This is a genomic window from Salisaeta longa DSM 21114 (assembly GCF_000419585.1).
GTDB classification, from domain to species: Bacteria; Bacteroidota; Rhodothermia; order Rhodothermales; family Salinibacteraceae; genus Salisaeta; species Salisaeta longa.
The window spans coordinates 3,004,710-3,026,390 of record NZ_ATTH01000001.1 but is presented as its reverse complement, the minus strand read 5'-3'; the positions used below and the strand labels follow the sequence as shown (position 1 = coordinate 3,026,390).

Sequence of the window (21,681 nt, the reverse complement as noted above, 5' to 3'; positions counted from 1 at the left end):
CGCGCCGGTGCGGGATCTGTTGCGGCGCCGCGGGTTATGGTTCATCCGCGTCTTTCCTGCCCATACCCGCCCGCTGTGATGCGCCTCTTTGTTGCGCTGGACCTTCCCGGGACGCTGCGCACCGCCGCGGCCGCCCACCGCCATCCGGACGCCGTGCCCGGCCGCTGGGTCGACCCGGCGCAGTACCACGTCACCCTCGCATTTATCGGCGCGGCCACCGACGATGAGCGGGCCGCGTACGGGGAGGCGCTCGCCCAGATCGGCGCCCCGCCGGCCCGCCTGGTGCCGTACGGCCTCGATGCGCTCCCCTCCCGTCGCGCGCCGCGGGTGCTCACCGTGGGCTTGGAGCGCACCGAATCGCTGGTCGCCGTGCACACAGCCGTCACCGACGCCCTGGCCGCATGCGGCGTCTCGCCCGACGACCGCCCCTTTCGTCCGCATATCACGCTGGCGCGCCTCAACGATCCCGACGCCCGCGCCGTGCACCGCTTCATCCGCGCCCAGGCCGCCGCCTGGCCCGCGGCCACCGTCTCGGCCCTCACGCTATACCGAAGCACCCGAACCGCCGACGGCGCCCGCTACGACGCCGTTACTACGCATCCGCTGGGCCCGTAGCGCCACGAAACAGACCGCGCCCCGCGGCGTGCAGCCCCGCAACTGCCCCTCACCAACCCGCCTGCCCATGGCCACCGACGCCCTGCACCACGCCACCTTTCTCGGTCCCAAAGGCGAAAACGCCGACGAGCTGGAGCGCCTGCTGCTGGAGGTATTGCGCGACCATGTATTTTGGCGGCGCAACTTTCACCCCAGCGACCCGCGCCTGATCGGCGAACGCGAAAAACGCTCGGCGGCCTACAACGAGCAGATGGCCCACCTGCGCGACCGCCTCTTCCAGATCTTGGCCGAGCTGAAGCGCGCCGCGCCCATCTACTCGCCCCGCCAGGCCGCGCACATCGTCAGCGACCCCTCGCTGCCCGCCCTGATCGGCTATTTTGCCGGGATGCTGTACAACCAGAACAACGTGGTGGCGGAGGTATCCCCCGAGACGGTGCGCGAGGAGCAAGCCTACATGGCCGCCCTGGCGCGGATGGTGAACTACCCAACGTTTGTGCCGCAGACGCTCCCCGACGACGCGCGCGCCGAGCGTACCCCCTTCAGCTGGGGCCACCTGTGCAGCGGCGGCACCACCGCCAACCTGGAGGCCCTGTGGATTGCCCGCAACATCCGGCTGTATCCGCTGGCCGTGCGTCTTCTGGCGGCCACCGACGACCGCTTCGCTGCGATGGGCCGCCTGTCGGTAGCAACCGCTGCGGGCGATACCGCCCCGCTCGACGCGCTCTCCACCTTTGCCCTGTCGAACCTCCCCATCGACACCATCACCGACCTGCACCTGCGCATCACCGCCCGCCTCGATGCGGCCGCCCCCACGCGCCGCACGGCCTTTGAGGAGGCGCTGCCCAACGTGCGCAAGGCCGGCCTGGCCGGTTTTCTGCTGCGCTACAACGAAGCCTTCCCCAAAGACCCCGCCCGCCTGCCCATCGTCCTCATCTCGCAGGCCGCGCATTACTGCTGGGAGAAAAACATGGACCTGATCGGCCTCGGTGCCGATGCCCTGCACACCGTGCCGGTGGATCAGCGCATCCGCCTCGACACCGACGCGCTCGCCGAGCGCCTGCACACGTGCGTCCGCGAGCGGCAGCCCGTGCTCGGCGTCGTCTCCATCTGCGGCACCACCGAGGAAGGCGCCATCGACCCGATGCACACCGTGCACGCCGTCCGCTCGGCCCTGGCCGCCGAGGGCCTCACCTTCTGGCACCACGCCGACGCGGCCTTTGGGGGCTTCTTTGCCGCGATGCTGCCCAAAACCGACACCGGCGCGTTTGTGGCGCCGGACGATCTTCCGGCCGACCTGGCCGGTCCCGAGGGGCTGCTCCGCACCGACAATGCCGCGGCCCTAGCCGGCCTGTCGACCACCGACTCCCTCACCATCGACCCGCACAAGTTTGGCTACGTGCCCTACCCGAGCGGGGCGGTGCTCTTTCGGGACTACCACGTGCGCGAAGCCATTGCCTACGCGGCGCCCTACCTGCACGACGACCCCACGGCCGGCTTTGATGGCTTCTTGGGGCAGTGGACGCTTGAGGGCTCGCGGCCCGGCGCGGCGGCGGTGAGCTGCTACCTCTCGCAAGAGCTGGTGCCGCTCACGCCCGCGGGCCACGGACGCATGCTGCGCGCCTGCATCGCCACCAACCAGCGCGTGCACGACGCACTCACGCAGCGCTTCGCCGACAGCTCGATCCGGCTGGTCCCGTTCCATCCCCCCGAAACAGTGGCCTTCTGCTTCCTGCTGATCCCAGCCTCCTGCCGGAGCATGGACGCCCTCAACGCCTACAGCCAGCGCATCTGGCAACGCATGACCGTCGACGGGCGGGAAGACATCAACCAGTACGACCTGTTGATCTCTAAGACGGAAGTCGATGCCGCGGCCTACGATCATGTGCTGGCCGACCGGCTCCCCGCGCCGCTCCTGCACGACGCCCGCGCCACCGCGCCGTCGCTTCAGCTGCTCCGCACCTGCCTGATGAACCCCTTCCAGGCCGATTGGAACGCCGCCGACCCGCCGTTTGCCACCCGCGTGGCCGATTACATCTACACGATCGCCCACGATGTGGCACCGTAAGGCGCGGCCGATCGCCACTAAAGAATCGTAGAGACATCCACGCCAGCGCGTGGCACTTGCAAGAGAACGCACCACTCAACATCTTGTATAAGCTGCCGGAATGACAGAAGGCGAGCTTGCATTCGCAGATGTTCTTTGATATACTGGGATCGAAACACCTGTGCCGTGACATATCGGCGCAGGGATGACCCCGCACACGCGGGGATAGACCTTCCGGGCGACGGATCGGCCTGCGGCGCTCCGTGATGACCCCGCACACGCGGGGATAGACCGGTAACGAACAAGTAGAGGGACAGTCATGGCAGGATGACCCCGCACACGCGGGGATAGACCCTGCCGCCGAAACCGCCGCAGGCTTGACGTTGGGATGACCCCGCACACGCGGGGATAGACCGCCGTCCACCGTCGTGGACAGGTTCGCAAAAACGATGACCCCGCACACGCGGGGATAGACCGCGACATGACGGAGTTTTCCCTTGTCGGCGTGCGATGACCCCGCACACGCGGGGATAGACCTCGAAGCTGGCGCCGACCTTTTCGCGCGGCTGCGATGACCCCGCACACGCGGGGATAGACCGCTCAGTCACCACCCTCGCCCCCGCTTGGACACGATGACCCCGCACACGCGGGGATAGACCCTGGGCCAGTGAGCCCAAGAAGAAGCGCCGCCTGATGACCCCGCACACGCGGGGATAGACCGACGTTCGGCGTTTGTGTGTAATTGGGTGGTGCGATGACCCCGCACACGCGGGGATAGACCTCGCACGCCGGACGAATCCGTAACGATAGACCCGATGACCCCGCACACGCGGGGATAGACCGAAGATCGTGCAGCGACCCGAGGACGTAAGCGGGATGACCCCGCACACGCGGGGATAGACCGTGCATCGACGAAGAAGCGAAGTCTTTTTGTGTGATGACCCCGCACACGCGGGGATAGACCGCGGCTCACCTCGTCGCCCAGCACCTCCGTGATGATGACCCCGCACACGCGGGGATAGACCCATGATTTTGTTTGAGCTTCGAGACATGCAGGCGATGACCCCGCACACGCGGGGATAGACCGATGGCGAAGTTGACCTGTGGGCCGAAGAAAATGATGACCCCGCACACGCGGGGATAGACCCGAGTACACGAACAAGCGCCGCAACCGGCACACGATGACCCCGCACACGCGGGGATAGACCGTAGATGTACGCCACCACGCGCTCAGCCGTCGCGATGACCCCGCACACGCGGGGATAGACCGTCCATGGGTTTTGGCGGTTTAGAGAAAAAAAAGATGACCCCGCACACGCGGGGATAGACCGCAGCGCCGGCAGCACGCGCGTACCTCTTCGACGATGACCCCGCACACGCGGGGATAGACCGTCCATGGGTTTTGGCGGTTTAGAGAAAAAAAAGATGACCCCGCACACGCGGGGATAGACCGAAAGCGCAGGCGAAGTCCGTCACTAAAGAGACGATGGCCCCAATAGACCGTGCATGAGCGCCGCGTAGGGCTTGTTGTTACTCACGCCGGCCTCCGCCTCGCGTCTCAGGTTGTCCCCTACGCCCTCAAGCATCACCTCGGCCAGGTCCCGCATCAGCGGGCTGGTACGCTCCAGCCGATCGGTCAGCCGCCGCAACCGCCTCGTCGTGCTACCCAAGTGGGTCGGTATTAGACTCCCGTTCATCGGAGACCGCTCGTCCTCTAAAAAGTTTTTGCAATCCTTCAGGCCCAAACTCTTCCACGTCCGGTTTCAAGCGTTTGGTGCCGCGTCTAATATTCCGGTATCGGGGTATGGGTAGCCCCCGACCTGAAGGGTGAGGGCTTGCACCAGCCCTCTTTTTTGCTCTGGGCCAAAGCGGTTGCACTGTTTGCCACGACCTGCCATGCGCTTTAGATGTGGAACCGGAACTCCCAAATTGAATTTGCTCTTCATAATCGCATCATTTAGGCTTCTTATCGAGAACCCTGTACGTTGCATATTAAGACAAAGACGAGGTTTATCATGCGTCGACGTCTGTGTTACCTTCCCTTAGTGCTCATGCTTCTGCTCGCCGGCTGCGATGCTACTGGCGAGAAGGCATCGACCGGCCCCTTTTCGTTTGAAGCCACCGTTCAGTTCGTACAAGTAGAGGGCGGCGTATGGGTTTTAGAATCGGATGACGGTACAACCTACCGTCCAACCAACTTGCCATCCGCGTTTCAAGAAGAAGGGCTCCGCGTTAGTGGCCGCGCCGACCAATTGGAAAACGCCGCTGATATTTACATGGTAGGGCCCATTGTGCGGATTTTAGACATACGCCGGGAATAGGCAACGCCTTACGCGGTCTGTAGCAGTTGCTCGTAAAAGTCAACCGTCTGCCGGGCAATGGCGCGCCAGCTGAAGGTGGCCTCCACCCGTGCGCGGGCCGCGCGGGCCATCGCAGCGCGCTGCTCCGGATCGGCCATGAGTCCGTTGACGGCCGCCGCCAGGTCCTGCGCAAACGCCGCCGGATCGTCGGGCGCAAACGTCTCGGGGGTCGAGGATTCGCACGGCACCAGCACGCCGGTCGTGCCGTCTACCACCACCTCGGGGATGCCGCCCACCGCCGACGCCACCACCGGCGTCTCGCACGCCATCGCCTCCAGGTTGATGATGCCAAACGGCTCGTAGACCGACGGGCACACAAACACGGCCGCGTGGCTGTACAGCGCAATCACGTCGTCCTTGGACAGCATCTCGTCGATCCACACAATGCGGTTGGGCGTCTCGGTCCGTGCCCGCTCAACGCGCGCGGTCATCTCCGCGCCAATGGCTTCGGTATCGGGCGCGCCCGCGCACAGCACCACCTGCACGTCGTCGTTCATGTGATGGATCGCCTCCACCAGGTGCAGGATGCCTTTCTGCCGCGTGATGCGCCCCACAAACAGCACGTACGGCTGCGCAGGGTCTACCCCATGCGCGCGCAGCACCGCCTCGTTTGTGGTGGGCCGGTACTGCGCAATGTCGATGCCGTTGTAAATCGTTTGCACGGTGGCCGCCGAGACGTCGTACAAGGCTTGCACGTCGTCTTTCATCGCGCTCGACACGGCAATCACGCCGTCGGCGTTCTCATAAGCCGTGCGCTCCACCCAGCGGCTGCCGTGGTATGCCGTGCCCAGTTGCTCTTCTTTCCACGGACGATGCGGCTCTAGCGAATGCGTGGTGAGCACCAGCTTGCCACCGGTCAGCTGCTTCGCCAGGCACCCGGCCAAATGCGCGTACCACGTGTGCCCGTGCACAATATCGGCCGCGGCAATCGATCCCGCCATAACCACATCGCGGCCCATCGTATCGAAAAATTTCTTGTGGCGCGCTTCCTGATGCGGCAGCGGCGCCGGCGGCTGTACCCCCCGCACGTGCACATTGCCCGCGTCGACCTCCTGATCGCCAAAACACAACACGGTAATGTCGTGGGCACCGTCATCGAGCGCAGCCATCTCGCGCGTCAAATACTCCACGTGCACCCCTGCGCCGCCGTACACGTTGGGCGGGTACTCGTTGGTTAACAGAACAATTTTCATCGCTTAGGGGAAATTGGGTGAGGGCCAACAGAACAGTCCGCACGGGGGGAGCCAACGAGCGCTTAAATGATCGTGTCGTCGGGGATGACGGTGTTTTTGGGAATGACCACGATACCATCGCGGATGTAGTGCGTGTCTTCCTCGGCCTCCTGAATGTTGTCGCGGTTTTTGATGATGCACCGCTTGCCGATGGACACGTTCTTGTCGATGATGGCGCCCTCTACGTACGACTCGGCGCCAATGCCCGGCTGATCGGGGCCCTCCATGTAACCGCGGCGCTCGCGCGTGTCCCACCGGAAGTGATCGGCCCCCATCATCACGGTGTTCTTGAGGGTGGTGCTGGGGCCAATGTACGACCGGATACCCACCACCGAGTGCGAGATCTGCGCATTCACCACCAGGCTCCCCTCCGCAATGAGCGACTCCTGCACGTACGAGCTTTGCACCTTCGCCGGCGGCAGGATGCGCGCGTTGGTGTACAGCGGCCGCTCGGTATTGTAGAGGCTAAACGGCGGCTCCGGCTCTGTAAGCATCAGGTTGGCGCGGTAGAACGAGTCGATCGTCCCGATGTCGCTCCAGTAATCCGTAAACGGATAGCTAACCACCTTCAACTCGTCGATGGCCTTCGGGATGATCTGCTTCCCGAAGTCGTGCGCATCGGGATCGGCGTCGAGCAGGTCGCGCAGCACCGTCCGATCAAAGATGTAGATGCCCATCGACGCCAGATACACGCGGCCCTCGGCTTCGAGCGCTTCGGTTACCGGACTCTCTTTGCCGTCGAGCTGATCCTGCGGCGGCTTCTCATGAAACTCGGTGATGACGTGGTCGGCATCGGTCTTCAAGATGCCAAACGCCGAAGCCTTGTCGGCCGTCACCGGGATGGTGGCAATGGTCACGTCGGCGCCGCACGCCTCGTGGTGGTCCAGCATCTTCTGGTAATCCATCGAGTAGAGCTGATCGCCGGACAAGATCAGCACCTTCTCGTGGCGATAGCCCTCGATGTGCGAAAAGCTGCGGCGCACCGCATCGGCGGTTCCCTGAAACCAGTCGTTGGACGAGGGTGTCTGCTCGGCGGCCAGCACCGTGACAAACCCGTTGTTGAACCGGTCGAACCGGTAGGTTTGCATGAGGTGGCGGTTGAGGCTTGCCGAGTTGAACTGCGTAAGCACAAAGATGCGCGTGATGTCCGAGTTGATGCTGTTGGACACCGGCACGTCGATCAGGCGGTAGCGGCCCGCGAGTGGCACGGCGGGCTTGGCGCGCAGCTTGGTGAGCGGGAACAGGCGCGTCCCGGCGCCGCCGCCCAAAATGATGGTGAGGATATCAGAGTTCATAAGCGGGAGAGCGGGCTTCGATGGAGGAGGAGCGCACGGACCGTGGCTACAAGAAAGCGATTGCCCCGCGCTGATGCAACCTTTTTTCTGCCGCCCCCGGTATGCCGCTCCAAGCACCACGCCCCAACACAAACGCCCCAACCGACGCATGGACTGCGCGGGGTGGGGCGTATGCGATGGGTGCTGCAGGCTGCCCCGGTAGGGCACGCGGCCAACACGCGGAGCGTTTTAAGAGCGGATCTCAGGTGAGGGCATCTTCGGTGAGCACCTCGCCGCCATCCGTCTGCTCAACGCGAAAGGCGTTGGGGGCCACGTCGGCATCGGCCACGAGATGCACCCGCACCATGTGATCCATGAACCACTGCGTGGGCCAGCTGGGCACCGGCTTGGTGAGGTAGGCCGCGGTAAACGGATGCACCCGCACGGTGATGGTGCGGTGGGCGTCTTTGTGGTCGGCCACCCACGCGCTGATGCGATCGACCAGGGCATCGGGGGCAAACGGCTGCACGTTGGCAGGGGCCTGCGTCATGGCCGGCGTCGAGTCGCGGGCTTCGGGCGGGGCGCCGTCGCTTGAGGGAACGGCCTCGGGCGCATCGCCGGACTGCCGGGCCTTTTCGGCGTCGGCGCGGGCTGCTTCGGCCTCCTTACGGAGCTGCTCCACCTGAAAGCGGAGGCGCTGCGCCTCGCGCTTCGGCTCGCGGGCCTCGTCGCGGGCTTCCTCAAGGGCCTTCTGCAAATCCGCGACCTTCGCCTCCAGCTTTTTGGCCTTCTGCTCAAACCGGTCGGCCGCGCGGCGGTGGCGCTCAAGGGCCGCTTGGTCGCCGCCCTCCTCATCACTCGCCGACGCACCGCCGCCCGATGCCGAAGAGAACGTGGTGGTGATGCTTGGCCGCAGGCGCTGCCGCGTAATTTCCACCAAGCCAAAGTCGCTCATGGGCAGGAGCTTCGTGATGGCCCGGTCTTCCTTGAAGCACGTCTTCAGCTCATCGTAGATTTTCTTGCGGTCCTTCTCGTCGTACATGTCGATGAAGTCGACGACAATGATGCCGCCCAGGTCGCGCAGCCGGATTTGGTGCGCCACCACGCGGGCTGCTTCCAGGTTCACCTTCAGCGAGTTTTCGGCCTGCGACAGCCCGCGCCCGGACCGGCCCGAGTTCACGTCGATCACGTGCATCGCCTCCGTCCGCTCGATGAAGAGGTAGCCGCCCGAGGGCAGCTCCACGCGGTCGCGAAAGGCGCGGTCGGCCCCTCGCTGGATGCCCGCTGCTTCGAAAACCGGGGCGTTGCTGTCGTGCAGCTCCACCCGGTCGACCATCGACGGCGCCACGGCCCGCACGTAGCTGCGGATGCTGTGGAAGAGGGCCTTGTGGTCGACGAGGATCCGGTCGTACTCTTCCGAGAACTGATCGCGGATGATGGACGACGCCATGTCGACATCTTCGTGCACCAGCAGCGGCGGCTGCGGGTCGCCGGCAAGGCGCTTTTCTACGCGGCGCCAGCGCTCGCGCAGCAGCTTCAGGTCTTTGTCGAGCGACTTTGCATCGCGGCCCTCGGCCACCGTGCGCACAATCACGCCAAACCCTTCGGGCACCAGGCTGCCGGCCAGGGCCTTCAGGCGGCGGCGCTCTTTGTTGTCGTCAATTTTGCGCGAGATGGCTACATAGTTTTGCAGCGGCACCAGCACCAAAAAGCGGCCCGCGAGCGACAGGTCGGTGGTGATGCGGCTGCCCTTGTTGGCGATGGGCTCTTTGGTTACTTGCACGAGCAACGACTGCCCGTGGCGCAGCTTCGACGACGGCGGGTCGCCCTTCTTCATGTCCCCATCTTCGGGCAAATCAACCACCTGCACCTGTGGCTCATTCTGCTGCAAAAACTGCAGCTGGTACGGCACATTTTCCGAGAGATCTGAAAAGTGCAGGAACGCATCCTGCTCCTGACCGATGTCGACGAACGCCGCTTGGATGCTGGGCATCACCTTGCGGATGCGGCCCAGATAGATGTTACCAATGGTGCGCTTGTGATCCGCGTTTTCGATGTACAGCTCGGCGAGCGTGTCGTCCTCGACGATCGCAATGCGGGTTTGCTCATTGGCAACGTTGACAACAATTTCTTTTGACATATGCGGTTGAAGAGCCAGCGCAATCCGTTCGATGGTGCAGGTCCCTGTAAACGATCATCCGCCGTGGTTTTTTATGGGAAGGTGAATGACGCGTTGAGCTTTCGGGCGATGTACGGGCATCATTACGCGCAACGAAACTCGATGGGTAAACACAAACAGTAGGAAGCGGAATGATGCGAGCTGCCGTGCAGCTCTGCGGGAACGATCCGAAACCGGACGCTCGCTCTATTTTGTGAACAAAAACGATTCAATGGATGAAGGGCCGGGGGTCCGTCGGTGGCCCGGGTCGCTGAGGCGCCCCCTCGGCGCGCACGCGGCCCCCGAGCGAATCGGGCGCCCTGTGCACAGGAGGAATCCGCTTGAAGGGGCAAGCGGATGGAGCGCAACAGCGCATGTATGGCATTACAACGTAAGGTATCTCCGAATTGCACCAAATGATCCCAATCTCCTGTGCCCGGCGTTGCCGGCAGCTTGCGGTATCGACAGGCGCCCACGGCCTGCCCCAGGAGGCGCATGGACACGCGCGGCCCGCGGGTGGGGGCGCAGCCGTTTACCCCCCAGCAGACCGCTTTAATAGAAATTCTTGCATATCCCGCTACGCTTGTGCATATCATGGATGTATTTGCCGATACAGACCGGCAGCCCACACGATAACGCACAGGCTGTTTTAGGCGGCACGTGGCTGAAAGGGCTTTCAGGCACGCACACGGGCGCTTCGCGGCTGGCGCGGTACATTGGAAGGATCGCACACCCACGCACGCCGTACGCTCCACGCGATGCTTGCGCAGACGGCCGGTTCGCACGGTTTCGTGCAGCACGCATGGTGCTATAGCCGCAGGGCCGCCGGCGCCACTGGCGCGACACCGCATTGATTTTCCAACAGACATCCGCGACATCTCATCATGGCTGACCAATCCGATACGCCCATTAAGGCCCGAGGTCTTGAGGGGGTCATTGCTCTCGAGTCTGAACTTTCCTCCATCGACGGCCAGCAAGGCGAGCTGGTCTATCGCGGCTACAACATCAACGACTTGGCGGCAAACGCCTCGTTCGAGGAGGTTGTGTACCTGCTGTGGAACGGCGAATTGCCAACCGAGGCGCAGCTCGACACGCTCACCGAACGCTTGCAGAGCGAACGCGCCCTGCCGGCCCCGGTGCTCGACCTCCTCCGCGCCACGCCCGACACCGCCCACCCCATGGCCGTTGTGCGCACGGCCGTATCGGCCCTTGGCCTGTACGACGACGAGGCCGACACCGCCACGCCCGAGGCCAACCGCCGCAAGGCCAGCCGCCTGCTCGCCCAAATTCCGACCATCATTGCGGCGTTCTCGCGCATCCGCTCGGGCCACGAACCGGTGGAACCGCTCGACACCCACTCGACGGCCTACAACTTTCTCTACATGCTGAACGGCGAGGCCCCGGGCGAGGCCGCCGAGCGCACCTTCGACGTGTGCCTCGTGCTGCATGCCGACCACGGCCTGAACGCCTCCACGTTCACCAGCCGCGTCATCGGCTCTACGCTCTCGGACATGTACTCGGCCGTCACGGGCGCCATCGGCGCGCTGAAAGGCCCGCTGCACGGCGGTGCCAACCGCGAGGTCATGCGCATGCTGCTCGACATCGACGAACAAGGCGCCGACCCGGCGGACTACGTGAGAGAGCGCCTGGCCAATAAGGAGCGCATCATGGGCTTCGGCCACCGCGTCTACAAGACGATGGACCCGCGGGCCGCGATTTTGCGCGACCTGGTGAAAGACCTGAGCGAGGAGCGCGATGCCCGCAAGTGGTACGACTACAGCATGGCCATCCTCAACACCATGAAGGAGGAGAAGGGGATGGACCCCAACGTGGACTTCTTCAGCGCCTCCACGTACTACATGATGGGCCTCGACCCCGACCTCTTCACGCCCATCTTTGCCCTCAGCCGTACCACCGGCTGGACGGCCCACCTGCTGGAGCAGTGGAGCGACAACCGCCTCATCCGTCCGCGGGCCGAGTACGTGGGCGCCACCGGCAAGTCCGTAACGCCGATTAGCGAACGCTAACCCGCAGCACCCGGGGCTCGCCAAACGGGCCCCGGTTTTCACTTTTCCCCGAAACCTTTGCGCGGTCTGCATCATTCGGATTTGTGGTGCCTGCCCTACGCAGTGCCCCCCTTCTCCGCGCCCGAAGCAACCTACTTTCCTATGGCTGTCGACACGTTAGAGCGCCCGGCCCCCGCGGCCGCCGAAAAGAGTGGCCGTTTTCAGCGGTATCGTATCCGCACCGGCATGTTTGCCTGGATGGCCCATCGCCTCAGCGGCGTGGCCCTCGTGGTGTACCTCGTCATCCACATCTGGGGGCTGAAGGCGCTGACCAACGAGGCGACCTTCAACGAACTGATTGCCAGTTATCACGCGCCCATCTTTAAAGTCGGCGAGTTTCTGCTGCTTGCCGCCGTGGTGTACCACGCCATGAACGGGCTGCGCATCGTGCTGATTGACTTTATGGGATGGAGCCCCAACCAGAAGCGATTGTTTTGGACGCTTGGCGCTGTGGCGCTCATCCTGATTGCCGTGGGCGGCTATCCCTCGATCTACGCGCTGGTGCAATACTTTGGCGGATAACTTCCCGCTTGCTCTGCCCGCCTTCCGACTGTTTTCTGCCTGATTGCTTATGTCTACGCGACGCGCTTCGAAATCGAACGCCATCAACTGGTTTTTGCACCGGATTACCGGCACGCTGCTGGTCTTCCTCCTGATTACCCACTTTTGGGTGCAGCACTACGACCACACGTCCGCCTCGGTAACCACCGAGGTGGTCGTCCAGAACAGCACGGGCGACGTTGAACTGCCCACGTACCCCAAGGAGGCGCAGGCGGCCGTTCAGCAGCTTACGGTAGACCCCGGCACAACGGAAGCGGCCGTAACGCCGTACGACGTGGTGATGCGCCGCCTGGCCGATCCGGTGTATGCGGTGCTGTGGAAGGGGTTTAACATTCTGTTTCTGATTGTGGCCCTGCACCACGGGTTTTATGGACTGAACAACGTCCTTACCGATTACATCCGCAATCCCCTGGGGCGCGTTACAGCGCGCATCTTTTCATGGGGGCTGGCGCTGGTCTTGCTTGTGATTGGCATGTACTCGGTCATCACGGCCGGCTGGCCGTCGCCGCTGTAGCCTCCGCCTGCCGCCCCTTGCTTGCAACTGCACGCGAATCTTCAACCTGTTATGCAATTTTCTCACGACGTAGTAATTGTCGGCGCCGGTGGCTCTGGCCTTATGTCCGCCCTGTATGCAAAAGAAGGCGGGGCCGATGTGGCCGTGGTTTCGAAGCTGCACCCGTTGCGCTCGCACACGGGCGCGGCGCAGGGCGGCATCAGCGCGGCCCTCGGCAACGAAGAAGAAGATCACTGGCTCTGGCACGCGTTTGACACGGTGAAGGGCAGCGATTACCTGGGCGACCAGGACGCCATTGAGGCCCTGTGCAAGGACGCGCCCCGCACCATTGTGGAGCTTGAGCACTACGGGGTGCCCTTTAGCCGCAACAAACAAGGGAAGATCTCGCAGCGTCGCTTTGGCGGCCACACCCGCAACTTTGGCGAGTCGCCGGTGCGGCGCGCCTGCCACGCGGCCGACCGTACGGGCCACACCATCCTGCACACCCTCTACGACCAGTGCACCCGCAAGGGCGTGCGCTTCTACGAGGAGTTTCAGGTGCTCGACCTCATCATGAACGACGATGGCGAGCCCGCTGGCGTGGTGGCGTACGAGATTCTGACGGGCGAAATCCACACCTTCCACGCGAAGGTCGTGTGCTTTGCGACCGGGGGCTACGGCCGGGCCTTTAAGACAACCTCCAATGCGCACGCGGGCACCGGCGACGGCATGGCCATCATGCTGCGCAAAGGGATTCCGCTGGAGGACATGGAGTTTGTGCAGTTCCACCCCACCGGCCTGTATCGCCTGGGCATCCTCATTACGGAGGGCGCGCGCGGCGAAGGCGGCATCTTGCGCAACTCGGACGGCGAGCGCTTCATGGAGCGCTACGCGCCCACGGTGAAGGACCTCGCGCCCCGCGACATGGTCTCGCAGTGCATCTACAAGGAGATTCGCGAGGGCCGTGGCGTCAATGGCAAGGGCTACGTGCACCTCGACCTGACGCACGTGGGCGATGAGGTGCTCGACAAGAAGCTGCCCGAAATCTCGGAGTTCTCGCGCACCTACATGGGCGTCAACCCCAAGGAGGAGCCCATTCCGGTAGCGCCCACCTGCCACTACGCCATGGGCGGCATTCCTACTGACGAACAAGGCCGCGTGGAGCGCGGCGCCCGCGGTTCTTCCATCCCGGGCCTTTACGCCGTCGGCGAGTGCGGCTGCGTGAGCGTGCACGGCGCCAACCGCCTCGGCACCAACTCGCTCATCGACCTCGTGGTGTTTGGCCGCCGGGCCGGCATGGCCATGGCGGAAGAGGTGAAGCAGGGCAAAGGCTTCGCTCCGCTGCCCGACGATCCGGAGCGGGAGACCCGCGACCTGCTCGACGGCCTACTGGCCAACACGCGCGACGATGGCGAGCCGATCGTGAATGTGCGTACCGACCTGCAAGAAACCATGATGGAGAACGTCTCGGTCTTTCGCACCGACGAGACGCTGTCCACTGCGCTTGAGGACTTGCGCGCGCTCCGCGAGCGGGCCAAGCACGTGGTCGTCGATGACAAAAGCGATCGCTTCAACACCGACCTGATGGATGCGGTGGAGATTGGCTTCATGGTGGATTACGCCGAGGCCATCGCGGCGTGCGCACACCACCGCACCGAAAGCCGTGGCGCCCACTCGCGCGAGGATTACCAGAACCGCAACGACGACGACTGGCTCCACCACACGCTCTTCCACAGCGACTGCAACGGCTCGTTCGAGTTTGACAAAAAGAACGTCGTTATCACGCAGTTCGAGCCCAAAGAGCGTAAATACTAATCGCCCCCTTCGGCTTGCGGGCCCCGATGGGCCCGCAGCCCCTTGCTTCTTGCTACCTCTGACCCTGTCGACTCTATGAAGCTCAACGTAGAAATTAAGCGGTACGACCCCGCGTCTGATGACGCCCCCCACTGGGAATCGTACGAAGTAGAGGCCGAGCCGCTGGACAGTGCCCTGAGCGTGTTGCTCGACATCAAATGGCACATCGACGGCACACTGACCCTCCGTAAAAGCTGTGCCCACGGCGTCTGCGGCTCTGATGCGATGCAGATCAACGGCGAAAACAAGCTGGCCTGCTCGCAGCTCTTGAAGGACCTGGTGGATGGCGACGGCGACACGCTCCGCTTTGCCCCCCTTCCCGCGGCCCCTGTAATTAAAGACCTGGTCATCGACCAGAGCCGCTTCTTTGAGAAGTATCGCGCCGTAAAGCCGTGGCTCATGACCGAAGGGCCCGCACCTGAGCGCGAGTTCGTGCAGAGCCCCGAAGACCACGAGGTCATCGAGGAGGCCACGAAATGCATCATGTGCGGCGCGTGCACGCATGCCTGCCCCTCCACCTGGGCCGACCCTGAGTACCTGGGGCCTGCCGCCATGCTCAAAGCGTATCGCTACACCTTCGACACGCGCGACGACGGCGCAGAGGAGCGCCTCGATGTGGTCGATTCGGCCGATGGCCTCTGGAAGTGCTATACCATCTTCAACTGCAATGAGGCCTGCCCGAAGGACATCGACATCACGCGCTGGCTCTCATCGCTGAAGCGCAAGTCGGTTACGGCAGGGGCCTCGGCCGCCGGCTGATGGCATTCCCCCATTTCCACGTGCAGTATTGCATGCAAAAGCCCCACATCGTCGCCGATGTGGGGCTTTCGTGGTTCTACTGCAATGTGCGCGCAGATGACGCTTACGACTGCGGGCGGGGCCACGCGTCTTCGGGAAGGTCGCTGCCCGGCGCCTGCAGCACGAGCTCGTCGGGCACCTCGTTCGACTGCTTGTCGGGGTTGACGACGGCCACGATGGGAAGCGCCAGTGCGGTGAAGAACTTGCCCATCGCCGCGATCAAAAACTCCTGCTGCAGCTCTACCATCTCGTCGTCGAACCGCTCCTGATCATCCATATGGCCCTGAATGTCCAGATACAGCACGCGGGGCCACTCCGGAAAGCGCTCCTGGGCCTCTTTCAGCAGCGCGAACAGATCGTGCGCAGCCGTCTCAAAGTCATCATCGGCCGCCACGATGTGGTAGAGCGAAACCGTGTTGTCGAAGTTCATGTGGATGCCTGGCGCATCCGGCTTGTTGTATTCCGGAATGAACTCGGGTGTTGGGGCGTCGTCGGCCATACAGCGTTGGGTAGATCAATCAGTTGCTACGGGTTGGGTGCGGGCGCCGTTAGGAGGCGTCCATGAGGCGCTGGCGGGCGGTTTGCGCCGTCTGGGCGTAAGGCGTTCCGGCGTAGTTCGTTTCCACTTGTTGATAGAGCTGCACCGCCTCGCCCGTCTGCCCCATCTGCTCGTAGGCGCGCGCCTGTTCCAGCAAGGCCCGCGCGCGCCACTCGGGATAGCCGGCAAAGAGCGTGTTCATGCGTTGCAGCTGCTCAATGGCTTGCTGCGGCTTGCCCTGCGCACGCAGGAGGCGGCGGAGCCGATAGAGGGCCTCGGCACCGGCCTCGGTTTGCGTGCCGTTTGCAACACGCCGGTAGGCCTGGAGCGCCGCCTCGGTGCGCCCCTGCGCTTCGTATACGCGCCCAAGCCCCAGCCGTGCCGAGGCCGCCAGCGGGCCGCCACCGGCGCTGCCCACTACGTCTTGCAAGAGGGCCTCGGCGTCGTCGATGCGTCCCAGTTGCAAGAGCGCAACGGCCTCGCCATAGCGCGCCTGCCCCTTCAGCTCGGCATTGGCACGCGCCGCCTCTGCAGCGGCCCGATACGCGCGCATCGCCTCCTCGTACTGCGCATTCGCCAGGTAGATATCGCCCAGCCGTAGGCCCGCCTCCGTCCGTCGGTCGCTCTCGGGATAGCTGGTGATGAGCTGGTTGAGGTAGTTGATGGCCACATCCTCGGCGCCGCGATCGGCGTTGATGATGCCGAGGTAGTAATAGGCCGCGGGCACCAGGCGCTCGTTCGAAGACGTTCGAACAAACTGCTGAAATTCGCGAAGGGCCTCCTGCGTGTTGCCGCTCTGATAGGTAGCCACCGCCTGCTGAAAGCGCAGCCGCGCCACCAGGTCCGATTGCGGATTCGCCGTCGCAAACGAGTCGATGACGGTCTGCATCTGGTTCTCCTGATTCGTGGCGATGTAGGCATACTGCATGCTCGATGCAGCATCGACCACTACGTCGCTCTGCGGATAGCGATTCAGCACGGCCCGATACGCCTGCACGGCTTGCTGCATACGACCGGCGTTGAAGTGCGCGTCGCCAATGCCGTACTGCGCCAGCGCAGCACGTTGCGACTGCGGGTAGGCCTCGATGAGGCGCCGGTAGACGGCAATAGCCTCCTGGTAACTGCTCTGCTCAAACTGAATCTGCCCGATGCGGTAGAGGGCCTCGGGGCGCCATGGGCTCTGCGGATATTGCTGAACAAGCGTGCGGAAGGCGGCAATGGCCTCCTGCGGCTGATCCGCAAAATAATGGGCCTGTCCGATTTGATACTGCGCGTAGTCGCCCCCCGCGCCACGGACCTTCTGGTAGGCCTGCATGGCGGCATCGTACTGCTTGAGCGCGTAGTGACTGTCGCCAAGCCGCAACCGGGCATCTTGCACATACGGCACCTTGCCCGTGGGCGGCTGTCGGTTCAGAAAGGCCTGGAACGCCGGAATGGCCTCGCGGTAGCGGCCCTGCTTGAAGTACGTCCACGCGAGCACGTAGTACGCGGCGGTGGCGTGGCGTCCGTTGGGGTACTGCTGAAGGTATTGGTTGGCTTGCTCGAGCGCGCGGCGGTACTGCTCGGTTTGGAAAAAGCTCTCGGCGCTCCAGAAGAGCGCGTCCTCGCGTCGCTGCTGGCTGCGCGGGGCCGTTTGGGCAACCGAAACGAAGGCTGGGGCCGCCTCCGCATAGCGGCCGTTTTGGTAGAGCGTCCATGCCTTGTGGAAGCGGATTTCCTCGCGTAGCGAATCGGGCGCCGCGTTGCGGGCGATGGCCTGGTTGTAGCGTTTCAGCGCAGCGTCTAGCTGGCCCTGCGCCACCAACGCATTGCCGAGCAAGTAGAGCGCTTCGCCCGTGGGCGCGGTTTCGCCCGGTGCCTCGACGACCTGCTGCAGCGCGCGCGCCGCGGCGGCGTAGTTGCCTTGCTTGTACTGCAGGTAGCCCACCTCGTAGCGCGCCTGGGACACGAGCCGGTGCTGCGGCCACTGGCGCACAACGGTCTGAAACGCCTGCAGGGCCTCTTGCGCCTGTCCGGCAAGCTCGTAGTTGACGGCCGCCTGGTAGGTCGCCCGCGCGGCCCGCGCATCGGTGTGGCCCGCTGCGGCCCGCATAAAGTACTGGGCCGCCTGCGCGTGCTGCCCCTGAAAGTGCGCATTCCAGCCCATACCCACCAGCGCCGGCCGGTGGTAGTCCGACGACGGGCCCTGTGCCAGCACGCGATCGTAGTACACGCGGGCGTTCTGGGGCTGCCGCAGCTGATTGTACGCCTCGGCCAGGAAGAAGTAAGCCCGCATCTTGGCTTCTCCCTGCAATTGGGGGAGGCGCCCCAGCAGTTCATCCACAACACGCTGGTACTGCCCCAGCTCGTAGTACACTTCGGCCAGCGCCGTGCCGATGGTTTGCACGTACTGCGACTGCGGATACCGCCGCGCCACCGCTTCGAGCGACTGCGCCGCGGCCTCGTAGCGCTCCAGTTGCACCTGCGTAACGCCCTGCGCATAGTAGGCCGCCGGCGCCACGGGGCTTTGCGGATACTGCTGCGTAACCTGCTGATAGTAGCCAAGGGCCTGTGCGTACCGTCCGGCGTCTTGCGCCATGGTGCCCAGCGTGTAGAGCGCGCGCGCCGCGAGGGCGGGCTGGCCGCTCGACGCTACCTCTTGCAGCATCGACCGCCCGCGGGCTACGTTCCCCTGATCGATGAGGTACTGCGCCATGCTAAGCTGCGCCTCCTGGGCCTTGGGATGCCCCGGATACTGCTGCTGCAGCTGCCGAAACAGCGCAAGGGCTTGCTGCTGACGCTCCAGGGCGAGGTTCGCTTTGGCCTGTTGGTAGAGGGCTTCGGGCACAAGGACGTGCTCGGGGTAGCGCGCGCGAAACTGCGCCAGCCGGTCGATGGCTTGCAGGTAGAGCTGCTGATCGTAAAACGAGGTCGCCTGGCTGTACACGGCCTCCGCTGTCGGTGCCGCCTGCTGGGCGTGAGCCGCCGGGCGGCCCATCATCACGAGGAACCCGAGCAGCACCGCAACCCACCGAGAGATACGTGTCATGGACATGAAGGCGAAGGAACGCTATTGGTAGACAAGGGTGCGATACGCGCGGGCTCGTTTTGCTGCGGGCCTGCGCTATCGCTGTCGCCTACTATGCACAGCGTCTCGCACCCTTTGGTTTCTCATGCCTGCCCACGCCGCTATGCCGTTCGACGCGCCCTCGTCCGAATCTTCCGACGCTGCCCATGCCCCGCACGAAGAATTCCCTCACGACAACTTCGCGGACGACTTTGACGATGACTTTGACGACGCCTGGGGCGACGATCAGGCGGCCGGGGCGCTGCTGTCGGCCCTCCTGGGCGGTATGGGCGGCATGGACCGCAGCGAGACGGTACGCACCGGAGCGGCGCTTTCGGTAGATGTGGCGCGCGCCTGGATTGAAGAGCATCGCACCGCGGCCCTGCTCGGCTCGTTTGCCGTGGGCGTGTTTACGGGCGCTATGCTGCGCGACTAAGCGCTCCGGTCTTGAGCGGACGGGGCAATGAGAAGTGGGCGCCGGGATAGCCAGTACGAACCCAGTCCAGGTGACTGGCATCCATCATGCCGGCATCTATCAACGTGCCCTGGATATGCGTGCATCTTTTTCCTGGATGAAAACATGCACGAAAAGGATCACGGCTGGGAAGCCTCGGACTGGCGCTGTATGCCCCCGTGGTATTCAGCCCGCCATGGGCCCCGAGGCGCTGCAAGCGATTCGCCGTCAATGATTGCCACGGATTTCGCAAAGCAGACTGCACAAGCTGCGTGCTGTTGTGTACGTTGGTTGTTGGTTTTCACTGTGCATCACAGCCTCTTATCTTCTCGTGAGCATTCTTGCGGTAGGCACCGTCGCCTTCGACTCCATTGAAACCCCTTTCGAATCTGCCGAGCGCGTCTTGGGCGGTAGCGCTTCGTACCTCACCCTCGCGGCCCGCTATTTTTGCGACGACGTTCGGCTTGTGGGCGTGGTCGGCGGCGACTTTCCCGAGGAGTACCTGCGCGTTCTGCGCGACGGAGGCATCGACCTGCAAGGGCTGGAGATCGACGCGGACGGCGAGACGTTTGCCTGGAGCGGGCGTTACCACTACGACATGAACGAGCGGGACACGCTCGACACCCAGCTTAACGTCCTACAGTCGTTTGAGCCCACCATTCCCGCGGCCTACCACGACAGCCGCATCGTGTGCCTGGGCAACCTTGACCCCAAGATTCAGCGCGATGTGCTGGCGCAGATTGACAACCCGGCGTATGTCATCTGCGACACGATGAACTTCTGGATTGAGAACACCTACGACAGCCTCTGCGAAACCCTTCCGCTGGTGGACTGCCTGGTGGTGAACGACGCCGAGGCGCGCGAGCTGGCCGATGAGCCCAATTTGGTGAAGGCCGCCGATCGCATTCGCGGCATGGGGCCCGAGACGCTCATCATAAAGAAAGGCGAGCACGGCGCCCTCCTCTTTTCGGGCGATACCATCTTCAGCGCGCCCGCCTATCCGCTGGAAGACATCCAAGACCCCACCGGCGCCGGCGATACCTTTGCCGGCGGGCTGGCGGGCCATCTGGTGCGGGCCAACCGCTTCGACGATGCCACGTTGCGCCGCGCCATCATCTACGGCAGCACGATGGCCTCGTTTGTGGTTGAGCGCTTCGGTCCGGAGCGCCTGCTCAACCTGACGCCCGCGCGCATCGCGGAGCGGGCGCATGCCTTCCGCGACCTTGCCGCCATCCCCGAGCTCTCTGCTTTTCAACCGGCGTAACGCCCTTTGGCATGGTCCCTTCTGACTCCCCCGCTGCTTCGGCTCCATCGACGACCAACGCCGCCCACCTGGGCACCGTCCGGCTCGTCAACGCGGTCTTTTACGGCCACCACGGCGTGATGCAGGAAGAGCATCGCATCGGCGGGCGCTATGAGGTAGACGTGTCGGCCGACCTCGACTTTGCGGCGGCGGCGCAGCACGACGACCTCGACCGCACGATCGACTACGAGACGGTGTACGCGCTCGTCACCGAGCTGGTCACCCAGAACAACTTCTACCTGATTGAGACGCTTGCGTACCGCATTGCGCACCGCGTGGCCGAGGCGTACCCGCACGTGCACGCCATCGCGGTGACCGTGCGCAAGCCGAATCCGCCCGTGGGCGGGCCGTGCGACCGGGCCGAGGCCGTGTACCGCCACGTCGCAACAGATGACGCGTGACGGGCAGCTCTTCCCGATAGCGGGTTGCAATAGAGCCACAGAAAGCCGAGCCGCAGGCCGCGACTCGGCTTTTGCTATGGCTTCGTGGTGCGCGTCTTGTGTACTGCTAGGCGTCGTCTTCGTCCGTATCGGAAGCGCCGCGGCGCTTCGACAGCTCGCGGGCCGCGTAGGCGGCGCCTGCGGCCGTCAGCCACACGAGGCCGCCGTCTACCGGCACTGGTGGTCTTTCGGGAGAATCGTACGGCTGTGGTGTCGGTGAGATACCCATTCCACGATCAGCCTTCCGGTTGGGTCTCGCCTTAGGCGCAGCCCAAGAAGGCAATTGCCCAGGTGCCGACTGCATCCCTCTGCGCAGCGAAGGGTTCTCTCCCACAGACGACTGCGCCCAGCAATCAGGCACTCCCCCCAATAGGAGAATCCACAGAGTTGCGCATAAAGCAAGACGAGTATAGTTAAGCATCCAGCTGTACCTGATCGGGTGTAA

The 21,681-nt window shown here is 64.0% G+C and carries 17 protein-coding genes and 1 CRISPR repeat array; of the genes, 11 read left to right on the top strand and 6 right to left on the bottom strand.

The annotated features are described in order from the left end of the window. The first annotated feature begins 78 nt into the window (after nt 1-78). From thpR to SALLO_RS17080, 3 genes are all read left to right on the top strand, one after another. A complete protein-coding gene (gene thpR / locus SALLO_RS0112655) occupies nt 79-615 on the top strand; it encodes an RNA 2',3'-cyclic phosphodiesterase (RefSeq protein WP_022836677.1) in 537 nt (178 codons plus the stop codon). A gap of 67 nt (nt 616-682) precedes the next feature. Then, nucleotides 683-2,680: a pyridoxal phosphate-dependent decarboxylase family protein gene (locus SALLO_RS17085; RefSeq protein ID WP_051141384.1), complete on the top strand. Its 1,998-nt coding sequence runs from the start codon at nt 683-685 to the stop codon at nt 2,678-2,680. 183 nt (nt 2,681-2,863) lie between these two features. Further along, nucleotides 2,864-4,111: direct repeats of the CRISPR family, unit length 28 nt; unit sequence GATGACCCCGCACACGCGGGGATAGACC. 599 nt (nt 4,112-4,710) lie between these two features. After that, nucleotides 4,711-4,980: a hypothetical protein gene (locus SALLO_RS17080; RefSeq protein WP_022836676.1), complete on the top strand. Its 270-nt coding sequence runs from the start codon at nt 4,711-4,713 to the stop codon at nt 4,978-4,980. An 8-nt stretch (nt 4,981-4,988) separates the two neighbouring features. Here SALLO_RS17080 and glgA read toward each other — a convergent pair whose 3' ends face one another. From glgA to SALLO_RS17075, 3 genes are all read right to left on the bottom strand, one after another. Then, nucleotides 4,989-6,212, bottom strand: coding sequence for a glycogen synthase (gene glgA / locus SALLO_RS0112635; RefSeq protein ID WP_022836675.1), 1,224 nt, complete (start codon nt 6,210-6,212; stop codon nt 4,989-4,991). Nucleotides 6,213-6,274: 62 nt separating this feature from the next. Continuing rightward, entirely contained in the window at nt 6,275-7,546 is a 1,272-nt protein-coding gene (locus SALLO_RS0112630; protein ID WP_022836674.1) for a glucose-1-phosphate adenylyltransferase, read from the bottom strand. A 241-nt stretch (nt 7,547-7,787) separates the two neighbouring features. Continuing rightward, the gene (locus SALLO_RS17075; RefSeq protein WP_022836673.1) at nt 7,788-9,665 is read right to left on the bottom strand and encodes an Rne/Rng family ribonuclease; all 1,878 of its coding nucleotides are present in this window, start codon (nt 9,663-9,665) and stop codon (nt 7,788-7,790) included. 902 nt (nt 9,666-10,567) lie between these two features. Here SALLO_RS17075 and SALLO_RS0112620 point away from each other — a divergent pair. The 5 genes from SALLO_RS0112620 (at nt 10,568) to SALLO_RS0112600 (ending at nt 15,416) form a co-directional block, all read left to right on the top strand. Next, entirely contained in the window at nt 10,568-11,710 is a 1,143-nt protein-coding gene (locus SALLO_RS0112620) for a citrate synthase (RefSeq protein ID WP_022836672.1), read from the top strand. A gap of 141 nt (nt 11,711-11,851) precedes the next feature. After that, complete coding sequence (gene sdhC, locus SALLO_RS0112615; protein ID WP_022836671.1) at nt 11,852-12,271, top strand: succinate dehydrogenase, cytochrome b556 subunit; 420 nt, start codon at nt 11,852-11,854, stop codon at nt 12,269-12,271. A gap of 49 nt (nt 12,272-12,320) precedes the next feature. Then, the gene (locus SALLO_RS0112610; protein WP_022836670.1) at nt 12,321-12,824 is read left to right on the top strand and encodes a succinate dehydrogenase; all 504 of its coding nucleotides are present in this window, start codon (nt 12,321-12,323) and stop codon (nt 12,822-12,824) included. 51 nt (nt 12,825-12,875) lie between these two features. After that, complete coding sequence (gene sdhA, locus SALLO_RS0112605) at nt 12,876-14,618, top strand: succinate dehydrogenase flavoprotein subunit (protein WP_022836669.1); 1,743 nt, start codon at nt 12,876-12,878, stop codon at nt 14,616-14,618. A gap of 75 nt (nt 14,619-14,693) precedes the next feature. Continuing rightward, complete coding sequence (locus SALLO_RS0112600) at nt 14,694-15,416, top strand: succinate dehydrogenase iron-sulfur subunit (RefSeq protein ID WP_022836668.1); 723 nt, start codon at nt 14,694-14,696, stop codon at nt 15,414-15,416. 103 nt (nt 15,417-15,519) lie between these two features. On the opposite strand, the gene SALLO_RS17070 is transcribed toward SALLO_RS0112600, so the two are convergent. Together SALLO_RS17070 and SALLO_RS17065 are read right to left on the bottom strand one after the other, a co-directional pair. Beyond that, on the bottom strand, nt 15,520-15,954 hold the full coding sequence (locus SALLO_RS17070) for a hypothetical protein (protein WP_022836667.1): 435 nt from the start codon (nt 15,952-15,954) through the stop codon (nt 15,520-15,522). A gap of 49 nt (nt 15,955-16,003) precedes the next feature. Further along, nucleotides 16,004-19,021, bottom strand: coding sequence for a tetratricopeptide repeat protein (locus SALLO_RS17065; protein ID WP_169577931.1), 3,018 nt, complete (start codon nt 19,019-19,021; stop codon nt 16,004-16,006). A gap of 124 nt (nt 19,022-19,145) precedes the next feature. Here SALLO_RS17065 and SALLO_RS17060 point away from each other — a divergent pair, with 124 nt between their 5' ends. The 3 genes from SALLO_RS17060 (at nt 19,146) to folB (ending at nt 21,197) form a co-directional block, all read left to right on the top strand. After that, nucleotides 19,146-19,475, top strand: a complete 330-nt coding sequence (locus SALLO_RS17060) for a hypothetical protein (protein WP_157621460.1) — start codon at nt 19,146-19,148, stop codon at nt 19,473-19,475. A 349-nt stretch (nt 19,476-19,824) separates the two neighbouring features. Beyond that, nucleotides 19,825-20,757, top strand: a complete 933-nt coding sequence (locus SALLO_RS0112580) for a PfkB family carbohydrate kinase (RefSeq protein ID WP_022836664.1) — start codon at nt 19,825-19,827, stop codon at nt 20,755-20,757. Between the two features lie 11 nt (nt 20,758-20,768). Then, on the top strand, nt 20,769-21,197 hold the full coding sequence (folB, locus tag SALLO_RS0112575; RefSeq protein WP_022836663.1) for a dihydroneopterin aldolase: 429 nt from the start codon (nt 20,769-20,771) through the stop codon (nt 21,195-21,197). A 106-nt stretch (nt 21,198-21,303) separates the two neighbouring features. Here folB and SALLO_RS18525 read toward each other — a convergent pair whose 3' ends face one another. Then, nucleotides 21,304-21,465: a PID-CTERM protein-sorting domain-containing protein gene (locus SALLO_RS18525; RefSeq protein ID WP_157621458.1), complete on the bottom strand. Its 162-nt coding sequence runs from the start codon at nt 21,463-21,465 to the stop codon at nt 21,304-21,306. Between the last annotated feature and the right edge of the window lie 216 nt (nt 21,466-21,681).